Source organism: Psychrobacter sp. M4, assembly GCF_055699795.1.
In genome coordinates this window covers 2,473,422-2,491,460 of record NZ_CM146740.1, presented here as the reverse complement: position 1 = coordinate 2,491,460, position 18,039 = coordinate 2,473,422, and the positions used below count along the sequence as shown (strand labels likewise).

Below are 18,039 nucleotides of genomic sequence, written 5' to 3'. Positions count from 1 at the left end.
TATCTGTTAACTTAAGCGTGAATATAGTGCTTTTCAAAATAAAAGCCATTACTCATTCTTATGCTTAACCTAGATGTTAAATCTGTTCAAGCTATAGAGGTTTTAAGCTTTTGTTTAAAAGCCTCTTCATAAGGTAAAAACGATGTCAGAAAAATTCTTACAAAATACGACCCTTATTGCTTATTCATCGTCACAAGTGTCAAATATGCCTTGTGATGATCTTACAAAGTTAAGCTTTAACTCAAATAGTGACGAAGTTTTTTGGCTCAACACCTATGGGTTGAGTGAGTTAGATGGAATGGAGCACGTTGTCATCCAAAACCAGTTTGATGACTTTTTAATTAAATCTTAGATTAACACACCAAGTGCAACGCTAATTAATATTATAGAACGCCTGCATAGGCGTCTTAAACCCTAATCGTTTTCTTGGTCTGTTGTTTAGTTTGTTCTCAATGTCCTGTATTTCATTATCAGAGACTTGTCTAAAGTCACAACCCTTAGGCAAGTACTCTCTGATAAGGCCATTGGTATTCTCGTTGGTTCCTCGCTGCCATGACGCATAAGCATCGGCAAAGAAGAAAGGGCTAAAGAGCTTTTGTTTCACCTTCTTATGCTGAGCAAACTCTTTACCATTGTCAGAGGTAATGGTCTTAACCTGCAACCTCACTGGCGCTAAGAGTTCTATCATTGCCTCTGATACTTGCTGTGCTGTTTTATGACCCACACGCTTCATCTTCAATAGCCCCGTTTTACGTTCAACGAGCGTGACAATCGCTTGCTTGTGATGCTGACCGATAACGGTATCCGCTTCCCAATCTCCAATACGTGAGCGTTCTTCAACAATACAAGGGCGCTCATGAATCGAGACTCTGTCATTGATACGACCACGGGTCTCAGCGGTTAGGCGTTTACGGTATGGTTTTCCTTTACGTCTGAGACACTGCCACAATGTACCGCCCTGCCTCTTATCACGCCAAATATAGCGATAAATGCTCATATGACTGATACCAGCATGAACGCCAGATATTTGCTCAGGACTCCAGTTCTCTTTAAGCTTGTCTGTCGCCCATGCCCAGAGGTCAGTCACAATAGTTGTGGCGTTGTTAGCCCGTCTGTCACAAGCCTTGTTATTAGCATGCTTTGCTCGGTAACCTCGTAGGCTTTTATTACGCCTAAGCTCTCTTGATATGGTACTGGGACTTCTGTTTAACACCCTCGCTATAAAATTAATACTATGTTTTGCCCCTTTAAGGGCATAAATCTGGTATCGTTCACCTAGGCTTAGATGTGTATAGCTCATGGTTGCAATCTCACTTTGGTCGGTGGATAAAAACTTTGATGCTAGCGCATCTAGGTCTTTTTTTCACCTTGCATTTGGTATTGCACTTCATGTGTTAATCTAAGAATTACTCCAAGATGATGAGCATGCCAATAAGGTTATTGAACTCGATAACGTACTATTTATCGGCTTAAAGATACTGAAAACTGACGACAAAAATCTAAATAATGAACAACTGATTTTCGTTGTATCAGCAAATATGTTATGGAGTTTGCAAGAGAATGATAACAACCATTTTCAGTGGATTCGTAACCGCTTAAGCGAAGGTAAAGGACAAGTTAGAAGCAAAAAAGTAGATTATTTGATTTTTCTGTTGATTGAATCATTAATAGTAAATTACGAAGAGACGTTTGAGAACTTATTGAATGCTGACGGTGATTCGATAAAGGTGACCAATATCAATCCAACACCTTATTTTACCAAGAAGGTTGAGGAGCAAAAACGTCGCATGTTAAATTTTAAGAAAGCGACGCTAAGCTTGCGTAATACGGTTGTAAAGCTTGAAACGATTAGTGTTATCCCTATGGACAGTAAGTATTTCACAGAGCTAAAAGAGCAAGCAAATAACTTAATTGATGAAATTGATTTTGAACTATTTGAGCTTGATAGTAAAACAAATCTAATATTTGCCATTCAGGGGCATCGTTTAAATGAAATCATGCGCACCTTGACTTTGGTATCGGTGGTGTTTATACCGCTGACATTTCTAGCAGGCGTTTACGGTATGAATTTTGAGTACATGCCTGAGCTAAAGTGGCACTATGGTTATTTGATTTTACTTGGTTTGATGGCAGCCATAACCGTAAGCATTGTCATATATTTTAAGAATAAGAAATGGTTTTAAAGCAGTTGTAATTTAGTTTTTCATGTTTTGAGACCTGCAAATATGACGTAGGGAATGCTTAATAGGAGTTGATAATATAATTAGCGAAAATATATTTAAATTAAGAGATAGCTGATGAGGTCTTAACACTTTCTTAATAGCAGGGTGGTTACTATATAAGCTCAAGCTTTTTGATTCAGTTTTATGATATAAGTTAATATTGAGTTAAGTTATTATAAACCGATAGTCAAGTTAGAGATTGAATACTAACAATTTAAACTTGCCAGCCAATTAAACTAGCCGCGCTGTGCGTTATGCTTAAGGCGCCTAATATAAGTAATTAGCAATGACTATAAAAAATATAAAGTTTAATTGGCATTGGCATTGGTTATTAGCTATTATTGCTATCGTCATGTTTGCCTTGGCATCCAAATCGGGCGCACACCTTAGATCTAGCGCAGGTAAAATCTGTCATTTTATCAACACCACCATTAACGATGTTTAAATCCGTTGCAACAGTTATAGCCGCCTACGTATTACTGAGCGTTTATGATCTCATAGCGGTGCGTTATCTAAATACTAAAATACCTTATCCCAAAATACTAAACACCTCGTTGACTGCTTTTTCGATTGGCCACACTCTAGGGGGTGTCAATGCTATCAGCAGGCGCGGTACGCTTTCACTATTATGGCAAGTATGGTGTTGAAAGTGCGAAGATTGCTAATATTATCTTGCTAGTATCTTTAGCATTTAGCTATGGCATGATGACAGTGATCGGTATATCACTAGTAGTGAATCCACATATGCTTTCACAGTTGCTTAGCAATATAGCTTGGCTTGCAAATATATCGCCATTAGTGTTCAAAGCGATCGGGTTTATTATTCTGCTATTAATTGCTGCCAGCCTTATATTTGCTGGCAAGTCAGGACGAGCGTTTGTTATAAAAAGCTGGCAATTGCAGCTGCCACCAGCCACGGTATTATTTAGGCTTATCGTGCTTGCCATTGTTGATATCGCTTTAGTAGCCTACATCATTCATATACTAATACCTGCCAGCACAGTGAGTTATCTAGAAGTTTTCTCAGCTTACGTCCAAGCTATTACAGTAGGTATTATTAGTCACGTACCAGGTGGGTTGGGTGTGTTTGAGCTAACGATGGTGGCCTCACTACCTAAGGTGGATAAAACCACGTTATTATCCGTGCTGCTGTTATTCCGTATTCTTTATTATTTCATCCCCTTTATGCTGGGGATATTATCGTTTGTCTTACATGAAGCTTATATTCGCTCAGGTTTGGATTCAAATAAAAAACGTAGAATGCTTCCCAGTGTCTGGATTCCACAGCTCCTTGCTTTGGCAACAGCGGGTTTGGGTATAGTTATGCTGGTCGTCAGTATCCTGCCGCCTGTAGCGAATCGAGAGCTATTACTGGGTGAGTTTATACCGATACCTGTTATCGAGATGTCTTATCTTCTCAATACACTCATGGGATTTGCTTTACTAGTATTAGCGCGTGGATTGTACCAACGTCTCAATGGCGCATGGCATATATCAATGTGGTTATTGGGTGCGTCAATAATGACTTTATTGGTTAAGCATTTAGAAATAGAAGTCGCTGTCATCTGTGCCTTATTGTTTGGCGTAGCCTACTTTAACCGAAGCTACTTTAACCGTCAGTCTAACTTGATGAGTTTACGCTTAAACGCGCAAACTCTCGTTTTATTATCAGTATTTTTAATCAGTCTATTCTGGGTAGGGATGTATGTTCATCGTCATGAAGCCTATAGTCCAGATTTATGGTGGAATGTGTCAGGAGATGGCGGCGCCCGTTTTTTACGCTCATACGCGATGCTCGCTATATTAACCATCGCCTATACTTTATTCAGTCTCATACGATTTAAAAAACCACTACCAAGCCTCCCCACAGCAATAGAGCTTGCCCAAGCTGAGCAAGTGGCTCGCAACTCTGCTTACTCAATTGCAAACTTAAGCTTGCTGGGTGATAAGCAGTTGCTATTTAGCGACTCGGGCAATAGCTTTATCATGTATCAAACCCATGGTAGAAGCTGGATCGTTATGTCTGATCCTATTGGAGAGGAGAGTGAGTTTGGCGCTTTGATTGAGACATTCATTGCGTTATGCCAAAGCTTTGGCGGTACTTGTGTCTTTTATGAAGTTAGCAATAGATATCGACATCTATTCAATAAGAATGGCATACAGCTGCTAAAAATCGGTGAAGAAGCTATTGTTGACTTAGATAAATTTGGCCTACAAGGAAGCAAAAACTCCAAATTCCGCCAAGTTATCAGTCGCGGCACCAAAGATGGGCTGAGTTTTGAAGTCGTGCCACAGGCGCAAATCTCAATAATAATTGGAGAGTTGAAAGCAGTTTCTGATATTTGGTTAGGCGATAAAAAATCAGCAGAAAAAGGATTCTCACTGGGCTATTTCGATGAAGACTATTTAAAACGTTTTGATTGCGCAGTAGTAAAATACCAAGGGGAAATCGTCGCTTTTGCCAATCTCTGGCAAAGTGGTCAGCTCAATGAGTTATCTATTGATTTAATGCGCTATAAAGGGGTGCAAAATAGCGAAGGTAAAGAAATTAAGAATATGATGGACTATCTATTTATTAACTTATTTATGTGGGGTAAAGAGGCGGGCTTTCATCATTTTAGTTTAGGGATGGCACCGTTTACTGGGTTTGAGGCTCAGGCTAAGCCGGTAGTTGAAAGCCATCCTTTAAAGAATAGTACTTCAAAAGATAATGGCTTAAATGACGACGAAGCCTTAAAAACGATGAGTCAACATATTATAGATAGCAAATATATGGAGAGTCCAGCAAGAGTTGAAGCTATTGGGCCTAAATGGCGCTATGTGACCAATACCGTGACCAAATACGGCAAGACTTATTATAACTTTACGGGACTGCGTAATTTTAAAGAAAAATTCAATCCTGAGTGGGAACCGCGTTATATAGGGATTGAAACGGGACTTCGTGCAGGCATGAAACCTATTAAAGGATTAACCGACACCACATTACTTATCTCTGGTGGACTGGGTAGTTTGGTTAAAACCTAGTAGCGCTCAGTAGGGTTGTCTTAATGGCCTTAACGATAATAAATACTAAACGTACTACCGCCTGTCGCATTAGCCTGATGCGTTAATTCCCAACCCATATGGGTCATAATACGCTGCACGATACTCAGTCCTAAGCCCGACCCTTCAACCTTATTACTAAATGCTTTATCTGTGCTCGAATCATCATCCGTATTGCTATGCTCTAAACGCTCAAAGCGCTCATACAGCAGCGGCATCATACTCTCAGGAATACCAAGACCCGTATCAGTGACGACTATTTTGTCACTATCGATAGTTATGATGACTTCGCCATCATCTGTATATTGAAAGGCATTTTTAATGAGATTGCCAAGTGCCATTTTTAGTAGTTCAGGACGCACGTTTGTAAAATACTCTTGTTCAGCGATTATTGTACAAGTGACTGACTTATATTTGAGCAGATAGTTTAATCGCTGCACCTCATTGATAGCAGTATTATTAATAGAGGTTTGCGGGGCATCCAGTTTTTCAGGAGCACGAGAGAGTAGTAATAACGCGCTGATAATCTCAGAGGTTTCTTTTGCGGTAGTGCTGATACGATTGGTAAATTCGCTTAAATGACTATCATGCGCTAATTGGGAGGCCAAGATCTCTGATGCGCCCATTATTATGGTTAAAGGGGTACGCAGCTCATGGCTGACATCGCCTGTGAATAATTGCTCACGCTTTAAATACTGCTCAAGATTTTTGTTTTTTTCATCAATAGCTCGTGCTAATACGCCAACTTCTGAGGGTAGATGGGTTAATTCGGTTAAATTGTGATGATCGGTCTCTACTGCTTTTTTTAAGTCTAACAACGGCTTAGTGATCTGCCGAGAAGAAAACTGAGAAAACACAATGGCAATTAATAAACTTAAAATAACCGCGACTCTTAAAGCATTAGCAAAGATATCTTCTAATTGTTCAAATATAGCGAGAACGGGGTAGTTTGCCATGACCAGCTCGGTATCTTCTAAGTAGGTCAAAATATACGCTTGTCCGCCCTGCGTGTAGGCGAAAAAATGTAGATTAGTATTAGAGGCACCTGTTTTTGTATTCACAGTGACAGACGTTTCTTGCACCGTTTTAGTTGCTAACGCTTTTAAATCGTCAGGCGCACTATCATAGCGATAAATCTTAATACCTGGATCGGCACTATAAATAGATTGTTCGCCCTCTTTTTCTTGACTCAGCTCTAATTGTTGGAGCAGGCGAGCTTTGACCAGCTCTTGCTCCATGCGGGTTTCAGCATACATAAAAATACTAACGAAAGTTGCGCACAGTAGTATGGCAAACACGAAGTAGGACAGCCGAAACTTATTAACGATAGACGTTATATTAAAAGAGGCTAAATTAAAAGAGGGTAGAGGCATCATGGCAGTGGCTTATTTGGATTTAACTTATGAAGTCGTTCGAATGAGCTAGCAATGCATTATAAAGGTTAGCAGAGCTTAAGCGTTATCAGGGTCGATGATCTGATAGCCAACGCCTGCTATAGTCATGATCATCGGCTCAATGAACGGTTTATCAACTTGAGCGCGAACACTATGCATATGCGTACGTAAGGCATCGCTACTGGGTATATCCTCGCCCCATACTTTTTCCTCAAGCTCATTCTTACTAACGACTCGAGGCGCTGCGCTAATCAGTGTATTCAGTATTTTAAATCCCGTTGGCGTGAGCTTTAATGATTTGCCTTCACGGGTAACCGTGTGCTTATCGGTATTTAAAGAGAGTTTGCCAACGGTAATATCATGTTGAAAATGATCGTCTTGATACCGACGAATCAAGGCTTTAATGCGGGATTCTAATTCGACAAGTGAAAAAGGCTTGACCAGATAATCATCAGCGCCACTATCAAAACCTGCGACTTTATCCAAAATCGTATCACGTGCCGTTAGCATGAGTACGGGTGTTTTATTATGCAATTCCTCTCGAAGCATCTTGCACAGTTTGGTGCCATCCATGCCAGGCAACATCACATCTAGTAAGATAACGTCATAACGATTGTTTGAAGCTAGCGTTAAGCCACTAATGCCATTATGAGCGTTATCGAGATCAAAGCCTTTGGGTTCAAAAAAAGCATAAATATTGGCGACGATATCGGGATTGTCTTCAATAATAAGTATTTTATACATAGCGGTCTCGTGCCTAAAAGCGAATAAGGTTTGGGTTAATAAACTTAATAAGTAGACTTAAAAAAAGTTGGCGCTGCTGCCACCTCATCGGTGGTAATACCAAAAAAGTTAAGTAAAGTTGGAGTAATAAAATCGTGTGATACCGGCTGATCAAGCATAAGGCTGTTTTTATCAATACTATTGTTATTAGTAGGCGACCAGATAATGACAGGTACCTGCTTTTGCGCAGCGGGTGCTATAGAGTACGGTAGGCCGTGTAAGTAGATATTATTCTCACCTAAACTCTCGCCATGATCACTAACATATACCATAACTACATCATAATCGGGCTCATAAGCTTTTAGCGTATCAATCACGTTATTCAAGAAGTAATCAGTATAACGAATGGCATTGTCATAGCCATTGATAACCGATTGGTCATCGCATTTAGATAGCTCATTGGTCATACACACGGGCTTGTATGCTTCAAACGCTTTAGGATAGCGCTTGTAGTAAGCAGGGCCATGATTGCCCATTTGATGTAATAAAATGAGCGTATCTTTGGCAGGAGCGTCTGTTTTTACAAGCTTATCGAAACCATCAAGCATACCACTATCCCGACATTCGTCATCGCAATTTGGGTTGATATCGCTTGTTCTGTAGTCCTCGAAAGTCACTCGATCTGCCACGCCTTTAGAGCTGGAGTTATTATCGCGCCAAATAACATTGACGCCTTGTTTATTGAGCGTATCTAGCACGTTTTCATTGTAGTCTGCTTCATCCAGATTATAGTCTGAACGATTAGCATAACTGAACATACAAGGCACTGAGTAAGCCGTAGAAGTACCGCAAGAGGTGGCATTTTTGAAGCTATAAATATTAGATTGCTTGGCAAGTAGTGGCATCGTATCGCGCTTATAACCGTTAAGGCCAATATGATCCGCGCGCACCGTTTCACCAACGACAAATACCATGAGTTTTGGTTTTGCTGTACTAATATTAGCGGTGCTAGCATTAGTGGCGCTACGTTTGGCATCAGTGGCGTGCAGTATCATCGTATCGGGGCGACGCAGCTCATCGATATAATCAGTGCCGAGTTTGATAATTGAATAAATAGGGGTAATAGGATTGGTATAACTGCGCACCATTTTATGCTGGCGAAAAAAGCTCGCATACTGATCACCAAAGGGCAATAAGCAAACGGCTGCTAAGGCAATAGCCGCTATCAAAGTAGCTGTCTTTTGTAGTATCGAGCGTCGTAAGGAAACATGCTTTATACGAATTTTAACAATAATAACAGCAGGTACAACGCCCAATATTATTATTCGAATAAAAAAACTTAGCGACATCAGCCCCATCGCTTCAGCCTGATCAGTCTGTAAGCTATTGATCAGCATATTAGTATCAAATATAGTGCCGTAAGCATCGGTAAAGTACCCGCACACAGCCGCTATCAGCACTAAAGCAATCAGCACTGGTTTGGCAATGGGTCGATAGCATAGCAACTGCACGACTAGCCACATTAAGCTACATAATAAGACTGTGAGAGACACTATAAAGCCAATGTTTGTGCTAAGTGGATAAACACTTAACACTTGCGTAAAAAAGCTAATATTGGCAGTGGCTATTAAATACAGCGCGACGATGATAATCAGAAAGCTAAGATTAATCTTGCGATCAAAGATTCTACTTAAAAAGCTTTTTTTCGTATTGGTTTGATTACTAATAGTGCTAAGTGCTTGAGAGGGTAACATAAGCGGGATTCTCAACAGGATGGTAAGGAATGCGATTCCTTACGATAGCAAGTAGCCTGTTAAGAAGACGTTAAGAGGATTGAATAGGAGTCTGTCTTTTGGTATTAATATTAAAAATTTTAGATGCGTAGGGTTATATAATAAGTAGCGTTAGACAGTATTGTTATGAGGATTAGAAAGCCGATGTTTGACAAACCAACCAATGATAATAACTACAGCAAACCCTAATATTAACAACACCACCTAACAAAAGTAAATTTTATAAGTTAGCGCTCTAAACCATGTAAGTAATAGCGTGTAGAGCTTTTAGGACTTGTCAAAGTAAAACCAATCTATGATATATGTAGATATCAATGATATTTTAAAAACCATAATATCGAGAAGTTTATTACCTAATAAGTTATAGTTTAAATTCAAATCTAGACTATTATAGGGTTAAATAATTTTTAATATCGATGCTAATTTTATAGCTATAAGCATATTCAAATAACCACAATGGTTAAAGGTATCGATCTAGCGACTACAGCTTCTTAAGTTATTGCTAAGAAACTATCCTTTAGATGATTATAGTAGAGTAGGGCTGTAGAGCAGGGTGACTGTGAATACCTATCGATTAAAAACTTGCAAAAAATCTATCAGTCATGGAGAGGCCCATTAGAAGATATGCAAACTCCTTATACCCCTTATTATCTACAAATCTGGCTATACAAATAATCTATCAGTCACTCTGAAGTGGTCTGCGTGATAGAGGATAATAAAGACTTTTATCGACATGTTTTTGAGCCAATAGATGAGCAGCCCAAAGAAGGTATTGAAAGCTCTACTCACTAGGGTCAGAACCCGGTGGAAAGTCATGACGTAGTTTAGCGACATTAGCCGCAGTGACTGTATCTGTAAAACTATTTAAATCACTATGCACATATTGAGTGACCGCTGCTATTTGCTCATCACTCATCATGCTATGAAAAGAGGGCATACCACGCAGCCCATTCATCACAACGCTAATAATATAATATTTTGATTGCATCTTACTGTTATCGGCAAGCGGCGGATAGTAACCTGCGCCTTGTGCACCCTTACCATCTTGCATATGACAGCCAGCGCAGGAATCGTCATAAAGCTTCTTGCCGTTGGTCGTTATAAAGCCCTTTTTACCTTCAGAACTACCTTCAAATTTTGCTAACCACTTTTGCAGACTAGCATCTTCTGCCATTGTTGGTAGCGAGCTGATATCAACGATATTAGCTCTTGGCGACCTAAGCTCTTCTTTCGTCATATAGACAGCACCCCACGCACCATTATTGCGACTGTCTTGATTATCAAAGACCGTTTGCTTGGCTTGTTGCTGACTGGAAAGAGTGGCTGTTGTATGAGCGGTTTGGTCTTTTTTATATTGACTACAGCCAGATAACGCGACTGTGCCTCCAATAGTTAATATCATTACCACAGCAAGCAGGTTTGGTTTGATCATATCCATGATTACCTCTACATTCATTATCGTTATCACAACTTAAGCATTCTTACTAATCAATGTCGTTAATCAACAACCATTCCGACTAGCCGAGCTTTTTTGCCTTTTGGTGTAGTCGCTGAGCGGCATCCATGCCAGATAAAATTGCGCCTTCTTGCCATGCTGGGATATGCGAGCAGTGCTCACCTGCTAGCACGATACGGTGATCAATCGCGCATAGCGTATCGTAGTACTGATCACGGCTTGATTCACTCCAAATGCCGTAGCAACCGAGCGACCATGGAATACGATGCCAAGCGACGGATGTCCCAGAGCGGAACTCTTTGGTATATTGCGGGTGGATATGTTTGCCATACTGTAGTGCCGAATCGATGCGCTCTTTTGGAGTAAGGGTATTAAATTTATAAGAGGCTTCGCCAAATCCATAGGCACCGAGTAGCACCCCTGAGCCAGTGGTAAACATATCGTGTGAAGGATATGAGATTTGTGAGATGGGCATGTCAGTATAAGTGATACCGCCATAAATCCATTCGTCTTCCTCCCAAAAGCGCCGTTTAAACTCCAAGCCTACTTTATAAGAGGTGTCATAAGGGACGGCTGCCATTGCTTGCTTCATTGGCGCTGAGACGTTAATGTCAATCTGGGTCAATACTGATAGTGGAATGTTGCAAATACACCAGTCAGCACGTACAGTTTTAGTTTCGCCATCTAGATTGTTACTGATGCTATTGCTATCGACGTAATCGACAGTGACGCCGCTCTCATCTTGATAAATTTTAGTGACTTTGGCATTGAAGGTAATCATATCTCGACATTCGCGAGTAAAGGCATCACCGATTTTCCCCATACCACCGACAGGCTGGAACATCGCTGGTTGATGGTCATATATCGTATAGTTGTTATAAATATCTGACCAAATACCCGAATTTAATAGTTTATTCATCGGTATCGGTGTCGAGGGTTTGGCATCAGGCATCAAACCGCCACCCGGATAAACGCTATAGCCGCGATGCTTACTGGTTTCGTGGCTCTTAACATAGCGATAATTGTTATCAAGGACGCCCCAGCCCTTCAAACCTTCTAATAGCTTTTCTTTATCCTCTTTATTGACCGTCTTATCAAGGCTACCGGTATTGACCGCTTTAGATAATAGCTCTGAGACATAGCCACGTATGTCGCTTTGCACCTCGCCTAAGCGTTGCGGTGCGCCATTAAAATGGGTGGTACGGTGTAAATAGGCGCGGTCATTAGTTTGTATAAAGGGCTGTAGTGCTACACCGAATTTTTTACAATAATGGAATAACGCATAATGATGAACCGGCAGCCGCCATGGTCCACCGTTAAAGTAGTTGCCTTTTTTAAAGTCGCAACTCACCTCGCCGCCACCAAGCTCAGTATATTTATCACCAGCGTTTAGTGTCCAACTGCGACCACCACCGCGATTTTGAAATTCAAGAACCGTCACTTTATAGCCGGCTTTACGGAGCTCATAAGCAGCGGTAAGCCCGCCCAATCCTGCGCCAAGTATCACAATGCTAGCGCCAGCAGGTGCACCCTTTAAATTCATCTCTTGTTTAAAGCTAGATTCAGAGGCAAAGCCCAATGTGGTCATCGCCTGATACATTGCCGTCGCTCCTGCGGTCTTACCAATCATTGACAGCAGTTGCCGACGTGTGGGCGATTGAAGCATATCATTCATTTTATTATCCTTGTTATAGAACCGTCATCCATGACATCAGGTGGTACTAGGTATTTTTATAGCTGTATTAGTAGTGAGGTTAATAATCCTTACTTTAAGATGCGTTTGACGTCAGCAGCACTGACATCACTAGTTGGTAGACCACCGAAATTTATCCGCACGTAATTGGTAATACTGGCGATCTGCGCATGACTTAACTCTTTCTCGAAGCCGGGCATTTTGGGTGCTGTGTTTAACGCCCCTTTTGCACCATAAGCAATAACGTTAATCAGTGCGTCTGGCTTAACGCGACGAATACTACTCAGTCCTACGATAGAGACGTAACGAGCATCGGGCTGCGCGTAACCATCGACCCCATGACAGCTGCCACAGGCAGCAAGATATAGCGCTTTTGATGAGTTGCGGTCATTATTAGAATGAGCATTCGTGGATATTTTTGCCTGCGCTAAATAGTCTTTTTGCTCTATTAAGTTATAAGTAATAGAGCTGCTGACCGGATTAGGCAGCCGTGATGTATCTATAGGTATCACGTAATCGTCAGTCTTGATGATAGGAATGACTTTTAAATAAGCAGCCATAGCGCTTAAGTCGTCATCGCTTAGATAGCGGGTACTATGGGCGACCGCTTCAGCCATAGGTCCACCGGCATAAGCGCGTTTATCGAGCATGCCAGTACGTAGATAAGTGACGATATCATTCTCGCTCCAACGCCCGATACCACTGTCATTATCTGGGGTAATGTTAGGTGCATACCATTTACCAAGCGGCGCACCAGATAAATATTTTTTCTTATCAAGACCTTGCGTAAGGTTGCGCGGGGTATGACAAGTGCCGCAATGCTCTAAGTTATTGACCAGATATTCACCGCGTTGCTGGGTTTGGGTGAGCCCTGTACGGTTTTCGGTAGAAGGTACATTAATTACGTTCCAAGCCAGCATTAAAGTGCGGATATTTAACGGAAATGGTAGCTTAGTTATATTTTCAGGCGACTCTTCTACTGGAGGTACGGTTTGAAAGTAAGCAAATAGTGCACTGATATCCGCATCAGCCATACCATGATAAGACGGATACGGCATCGCAGGATAAAGCTGATGCGTGGGTGCACGACCTTTTTGCAGAGCTTTTTTGAAGTCGGCTTCGGTATAATTGCCGATACCATAACGTTGAGAGGGTGTGATATTAGTCGAATAAATATTACCAATCGGTGTTTCAATCGCGACACCGCCGCTATAGTCCTCGCGATGACAAGCCATACAGTCAGCAGTACGGGCAATATAGGCGCCACGATTGGCTAGATCGCTATTCGTAGGACTTACATTGGGCAAGCTAATAGCGGGACTAACATTAAGCTGGCTTATTACATGAGGTAAGCCAGCGCTATCAGCCATGATAGCGCTGGAAGCCATACTAAGTGCAAGTACTGATAACATTATAGAAATTGGCTTCATAGTATCCTCGCTAGGCTGGCAAAAACTCATTTTTAATAACTTTGGCTATCGCTCTATAACTCGCTAATTTTTTACTGGACTGGAAAAGCTACTGTTTAGCTGCTTCAACTTGAATATTTAAAGTCAGATTTTTAGTCATGCCGAATAAGACATATTTTTTGATATTCCACTGGGTACGATCAATCGTGGCGGTAAAATTGCCGCCACAGACCGTTCTATTAATTGGAGAGCTCAGGTAACAATTAAATTTGGTCGCCAGTAAGCTAATAGGATGGGTCTGACCGTTTAGAGTTAGCTTGCCATCTACTCGTGTGACCTTTGGATTGTCTTTATCAGAGGTGAAATGCCATTTGGTAGATTCAAAACGTGCTAATGGATACTGTTCCATATTAAAAAAATCAGGTCCCATCAGTTTAAGATTAAAAATCTTGTTACCGGTGTTTAAGGATTTTATGGGAATAATAAGGGAGATGTCACCGGTTTTTGCGCTCGGATCATACTGGAGTATTCCGGTCACATTATAGAAGCCGCCAGTGGTAGCAGAGGTTTTGATGTGGTCAATAGCGAAGCGTACGTTGGAATGGTCAGGCTCAATTTTATAGGTAGCAGCATGGCTGCCAACCGTACAACCTGCCAGCAATAATAATGTCCCTAATCGCTTATAGTAACGTAATACGACTTTGTCAAATACAAGCTGGCTCATGACAACATTCCTTTGTTGTGTAATCTTACTTATGACACGCTTCGTAAAATTTTACTAGCCCTATCTTATTAAACTAAATACAAGGGTCGTTCATTACAGCAGATAAAAAACTACGTTTTCAATTAAATGTTATTGATATTACGTCGAGCCATTAAACGACGTTTTATAAACCAAGCAATAATAATAACCACAGCGAGTAATAAGAAACCTTTAGAGTACGGTGCTAGCATAGTCTCAATCACTTCGTAATTCTCACCAAAATAATAGCCAGCAACGGTCAATAAGCTTGTCCAAATGCTTGAGCCCAAAGCAGTAAATGCCAAAAAAGGAAGAATCGGCATTTTACTCATTCCCGCAGGGATGGATATAAATGAGCGAATACCCGGCACCATACGTCCAAAGAAGACAGCCTTGCTGCCATGTTTATCAAACCAAACACTAGAGGACCGTATATCGCTAGACTTAACGAACACGTATTTGCCATACTTTTGCGTAAATACTAGTAGGCGATCTTCATTCAGTAAGCGCCCTAGGTAATATAGCGGCAGTGCTCCAAGTACCGAGCCAAGCGTACCTGCTAGGATGACTAATATTAAATTTAAATCACCTTTTGCTACCGCAAAACCAGCGGCTGGCATGATAAGCTCAGAAGGTATGGGCGGAAAAACGTTTTCGGCAAACATAGCAAAGATAATACCGAGGTAGCCAAACTTTGCCATGATAATTAGTACCCACGCGCTTACCTGACTCATTAAAATACCTTGTTAAATAACTGATGTGATTTTTGCACCATGAGCCAATATATCATGCCCTTCTATTTCTACCTCTATCATCATAACTTAGCTTGCCGTTAAGATAGCGTTAAGGTGATGGCTAATGTTAGGAATAGTTTTAATTGATAGCTTGTTTTTAGAGATACAGTGAACGCTAGACCGCCACCCCAAATAGGCGTCCAATCAATGAGGTAGCAACCATTGCTAGCACGCCCCAAATCACGACTCTAGCAGTAGCAGGAATAACAGGTGCGCCGCCCAAACGCGCCGATATTACCCCAAGTAGCGCTAAGCCTATTATGGTCAAAGATGATAATGACCAAACCAGTGTTTGTGCGGGTAACAGGAGAATACCAATAATCGGTAATATCGCGCCAGCAATGAATGATAACCCAGAAGCCACTGAGGCATGAATCGGTTTTGCTTGACTTAAATCTGTTAAGCCAATCTCATCGCGAGCATGAGCCTCAAGTGCATCATGCTCAGTCAAAGCGACAGCAACTTGATGTGCCAATACGTGATCCAGCCCACGTGTCTCATAAATCTTAGTCAACTCAAAAAGCTCGCGCTCAGCATTATGAGTCAGCTCATGCAATTCTTTATCTAGATCCGCTTTTTCGGTATCTGCTTGTGACGATACTGAAATATACTCACCAGCAGCCATTGATAAAGCACCCGCGGTCAATGCTGCCATTCCTGTTAGTAGCAATGTCTGACTATTTGTACTTGCTGCAGCGACACCGACCAATAAACTAGCGGTTGAAATCAACCCATCATTTGCGCCCAGTACTGCCGCTCTTAACCAATGATTGCGGTTACTTAAATGAGCTTCGTCATGAATAGAATGGTGCATAAATACCCTCAAACGGTTTAGACATAAATTAGAATATGTCAGTGTAGCCTATAATGTCACACCCTTTCATACAACTTAGCAGACGGTCACTTTGCTTGCTTTAGCGCCACTAAGCGATAGGTCATCAGTAGAAAAATCAGTGTCTGACTACCTGCGTAAAATAACAATAAAGGCAGCGCTTTACTGTCCGATCCCACCATAAATACGTGAATGCTGATAAACATATAAGCCATAAAAGTTAAAAAGTGTAGCCAGCGCCAAGCTGATTGCCCAATATATTTCTTAATATAAAAGCTAAAAGCACAGATAAACAATAGCCAAAACCCCAATTGTCCTAGTGCAACGCCTACACGCTCAGTCTGAAAACCAAAAGGAAGTAAAATTTGCCATAGATTAAGGTTTAAGAAGTTATCTGCTAATAAGATACCTGCATGGAACGCAGCAAAGCCCACTGCTATCAGGCTTAAATACTGATGTAAGGCAAATACCCGCGCTGCATTAAAATGCTTGCCTAAACGAGTGCTTAGCAACAAGCCAAAAACGACTGCTAGCCAAAATAATGTGTAGGCAATAACCCCACTTGCGCGTGACAAATACCAAAAATGTTTATCAGTGGCTGTCAGCAGCTGAGAAACCGTCTCTCCCCATGTGAACAACGCATAACCGCCGACTCCAGCAGCAATACTTAATATTAAACCAACCCATAAAGCCTGAGTGAGAATATTGGTGTTGGAAGCAGTATGACTGCGACTAGGGTGGTCTGTGTGCATGACTATACTCCTATGAATGGCTCTACTTTATCTATTAAATCTTGCGTATGTAGGATGATAAGTTAACCAGGAATCAAGTCTGGATGTAGTAAGTTTGGCTGAACTAAGTTTGGACGCATGGCAGATGTCATCAGAACTTTGTTATTCGTATCGATTAACAGCGCAGCAATATGATGTTTGTTAAGCCATGCCATCGCTTCCGTGACGCCAAGAAGCACACAGTATTTTGCGTAGACTTCTGCTGTCATCGTGTCCGTAGCCAATACAGTTGCAGTCAATACATCACTATTTACGGAACAAGAATAACGAGGGTGAATTAAATGATGTTGCCAGCGGCCTTCATGCCACCAGCGACGATAGTCTTGTCCAGACGTAGCGACAGCGCCCGAGCTGAGTTTGAGGATAGCGATATCTTCTTCTTGAACATGCTCACTGTTAGCAACGTAAGGTTTGGCAACAGCAACTCCCCAAGTCATTGGTTTATCTATTTGGGCTCTTGGAATGCCAATAGCCATATCTCCACCCATATCTACTAAGCAAGGAAATTGCCAGTCGTGAACTCGGCTAATATGCTCAGCCAGCTGCATGGCGCACCATCCTTTTACATATCCATTCAGATCCAACGCCATTCCAGCGGGAAGATATACTTGATGCTGTCCATCAGCTAACTGGCACAGTTGGATACGCTCTATGTGCTGATGGTCCAATTTAGAAGCGTTCGTTATAGAGGTATCTTGCAAATTTGTATTGGTATTTAAATTAACGTTCAAGTTTGAACTAATAACAGGCAAGGGTGGCACAGACACTTTGGGTAGAGTTTCAAATGAATGCTTATAGCCAGCGTTCCAAAGATCTTTAAGTAAGGTCGGCGTTACCAAACCTTGAGTTTTTGAGACAAAATGAATGGCACGTTGCAAAACCTCAAATAACTCTGCACTGACTTGCCTCCATTGATCAGTATGATGATTAAGTCGCATCAGCTCACTGGTCTCATCAAAACGATTAAACGTATGTTCCCAGTGAGTTAAGCGCTGCTGAATATCACTTGTCAGAATAGCAATTTGCTGGTCTATTGCTATCGCTGAATACTGCATGTTCAGCATTGTCGTATTTAAGCTGACTTGAATATGACAACCCATCGCGACCAGTTGGATAGTTGCGAGTTGTGGTATGTTTTTATTAAGCAC

The 18,039-nt window shown here is 41.3% G+C and carries 16 protein-coding genes; 4 read left to right on the top strand and 12 right to left on the bottom strand.

The window, feature by feature from the left end; genetic code table 11:
- Positions 1–142 precede the first annotated feature (142 nt).
- Complete coding sequence (locus ACR63N_RS10295; RefSeq protein WP_472781976.1) at positions 143–352, top strand: hypothetical protein; 210 nt, start codon at positions 143–145, stop codon at positions 350–352.
- Positions 353–373: 21 nt separating this feature from the next.
- Here ACR63N_RS10295 and ACR63N_RS10290 read toward each other — a convergent pair whose 3' ends face one another.
- Positions 374–1,300, bottom strand: a complete 927-nt coding sequence (locus ACR63N_RS10290) for an IS30 family transposase (RefSeq protein WP_472781975.1) — start codon at positions 1,298–1,300, stop codon at positions 374–376.
- A gap of 139 nt (positions 1,301–1,439) precedes the next feature.
- On the opposite strand from ACR63N_RS10290, the gene ACR63N_RS10285 reads away from it, so the two are divergent.
- The 3 genes from ACR63N_RS10285 (at position 1,440) to mprF (ending at position 5,246) form a co-directional block, all read left to right on the top strand.
- On the top strand, positions 1,440–2,183 hold the full coding sequence (locus tag ACR63N_RS10285; protein WP_472782737.1) for a CorA family divalent cation transporter: 744 nt from the start codon (positions 1,440–1,442) through the stop codon (positions 2,181–2,183).
- A gap of 325 nt (positions 2,184–2,508) precedes the next feature.
- On the top strand, positions 2,509–2,667 hold the full coding sequence (locus tag ACR63N_RS10280) for a hypothetical protein (RefSeq protein ID WP_472781974.1): 159 nt from the start codon (positions 2,509–2,511) through the stop codon (positions 2,665–2,667).
- A gap of 149 nt (positions 2,668–2,816) precedes the next feature.
- Complete coding sequence (gene mprF / locus ACR63N_RS10275; protein ID WP_472781973.1) at positions 2,817–5,246, top strand: bifunctional lysylphosphatidylglycerol flippase/synthetase MprF; 2,430 nt, start codon at positions 2,817–2,819, stop codon at positions 5,244–5,246.
- A gap of 29 nt (positions 5,247–5,275) precedes the next feature.
- On the opposite strand, the gene ACR63N_RS10270 is transcribed toward mprF, so the two are convergent.
- From ACR63N_RS10270 to ACR63N_RS10220, 11 genes are all read right to left on the bottom strand, one after another.
- Positions 5,276–6,640: a sensor histidine kinase gene (locus ACR63N_RS10270; RefSeq protein ID WP_472781972.1), complete on the bottom strand. Its 1,365-nt coding sequence runs from the start codon at positions 6,638–6,640 to the stop codon at positions 5,276–5,278.
- Between the two features lie 75 nt (positions 6,641–6,715).
- Entirely contained in the window at positions 6,716–7,402 is a 687-nt protein-coding gene (locus tag ACR63N_RS10265) for a response regulator transcription factor (RefSeq protein ID WP_472781971.1), read from the bottom strand.
- Between the two features lie 44 nt (positions 7,403–7,446).
- On the bottom strand, positions 7,447–9,135 hold the full coding sequence (locus tag ACR63N_RS10260; RefSeq protein ID WP_472781970.1) for a phosphoethanolamine transferase: 1,689 nt from the start codon (positions 9,133–9,135) through the stop codon (positions 7,447–7,449).
- Between the two features lie 820 nt (positions 9,136–9,955).
- A complete protein-coding gene (locus tag ACR63N_RS10255) occupies positions 9,956–10,612 on the bottom strand; it encodes a c-type cytochrome (RefSeq protein WP_443550335.1) in 657 nt (218 codons plus the stop codon).
- 79 nt (positions 10,613–10,691) lie between these two features.
- Positions 10,692–12,305 (bottom strand): flavin monoamine oxidase family protein, encoded by a 1,614-nt coding sequence (locus ACR63N_RS10250; RefSeq protein WP_443550333.1) that lies wholly within the window; start codon positions 12,303–12,305, stop codon positions 10,692–10,694.
- A gap of 89 nt (positions 12,306–12,394) precedes the next feature.
- Positions 12,395–13,753 carry a cytochrome c gene (locus ACR63N_RS10245; protein ID WP_443550331.1) on the bottom strand — a complete coding sequence of 453 codons (1,359 nt, stop codon included), beginning with the start codon at positions 13,751–13,753 and terminating at the stop codon, positions 12,395–12,397.
- 88 nt (positions 13,754–13,841) lie between these two features.
- Positions 13,842–14,456: a YceI family protein gene (locus ACR63N_RS10240; protein ID WP_443550329.1), complete on the bottom strand. Its 615-nt coding sequence runs from the start codon at positions 14,454–14,456 to the stop codon at positions 13,842–13,844.
- Positions 14,457–14,578: 122 nt separating this feature from the next.
- A complete protein-coding gene (locus ACR63N_RS10235) occupies positions 14,579–15,208 on the bottom strand; it encodes a DedA family protein (protein ID WP_472781969.1) in 630 nt (209 codons plus the stop codon).
- 175 nt (positions 15,209–15,383) lie between these two features.
- Positions 15,384–16,082 (bottom strand): VIT1/CCC1 transporter family protein, encoded by a 699-nt coding sequence (locus ACR63N_RS10230; protein WP_443550325.1) that lies wholly within the window; start codon positions 16,080–16,082, stop codon positions 15,384–15,386.
- An 86-nt stretch (positions 16,083–16,168) separates the two neighbouring features.
- Positions 16,169–16,852 (bottom strand): ferric reductase-like transmembrane domain-containing protein, encoded by a 684-nt coding sequence (locus tag ACR63N_RS10225; RefSeq protein WP_443550323.1) that lies wholly within the window; start codon positions 16,850–16,852, stop codon positions 16,169–16,171.
- A gap of 62 nt (positions 16,853–16,914) precedes the next feature.
- Complete coding sequence (locus tag ACR63N_RS10220; protein WP_472781968.1) at positions 16,915–17,946, bottom strand: FAD:protein FMN transferase; 1,032 nt, start codon at positions 17,944–17,946, stop codon at positions 16,915–16,917.
- Positions 17,947–18,039: the final 93 nt, after the last annotated feature.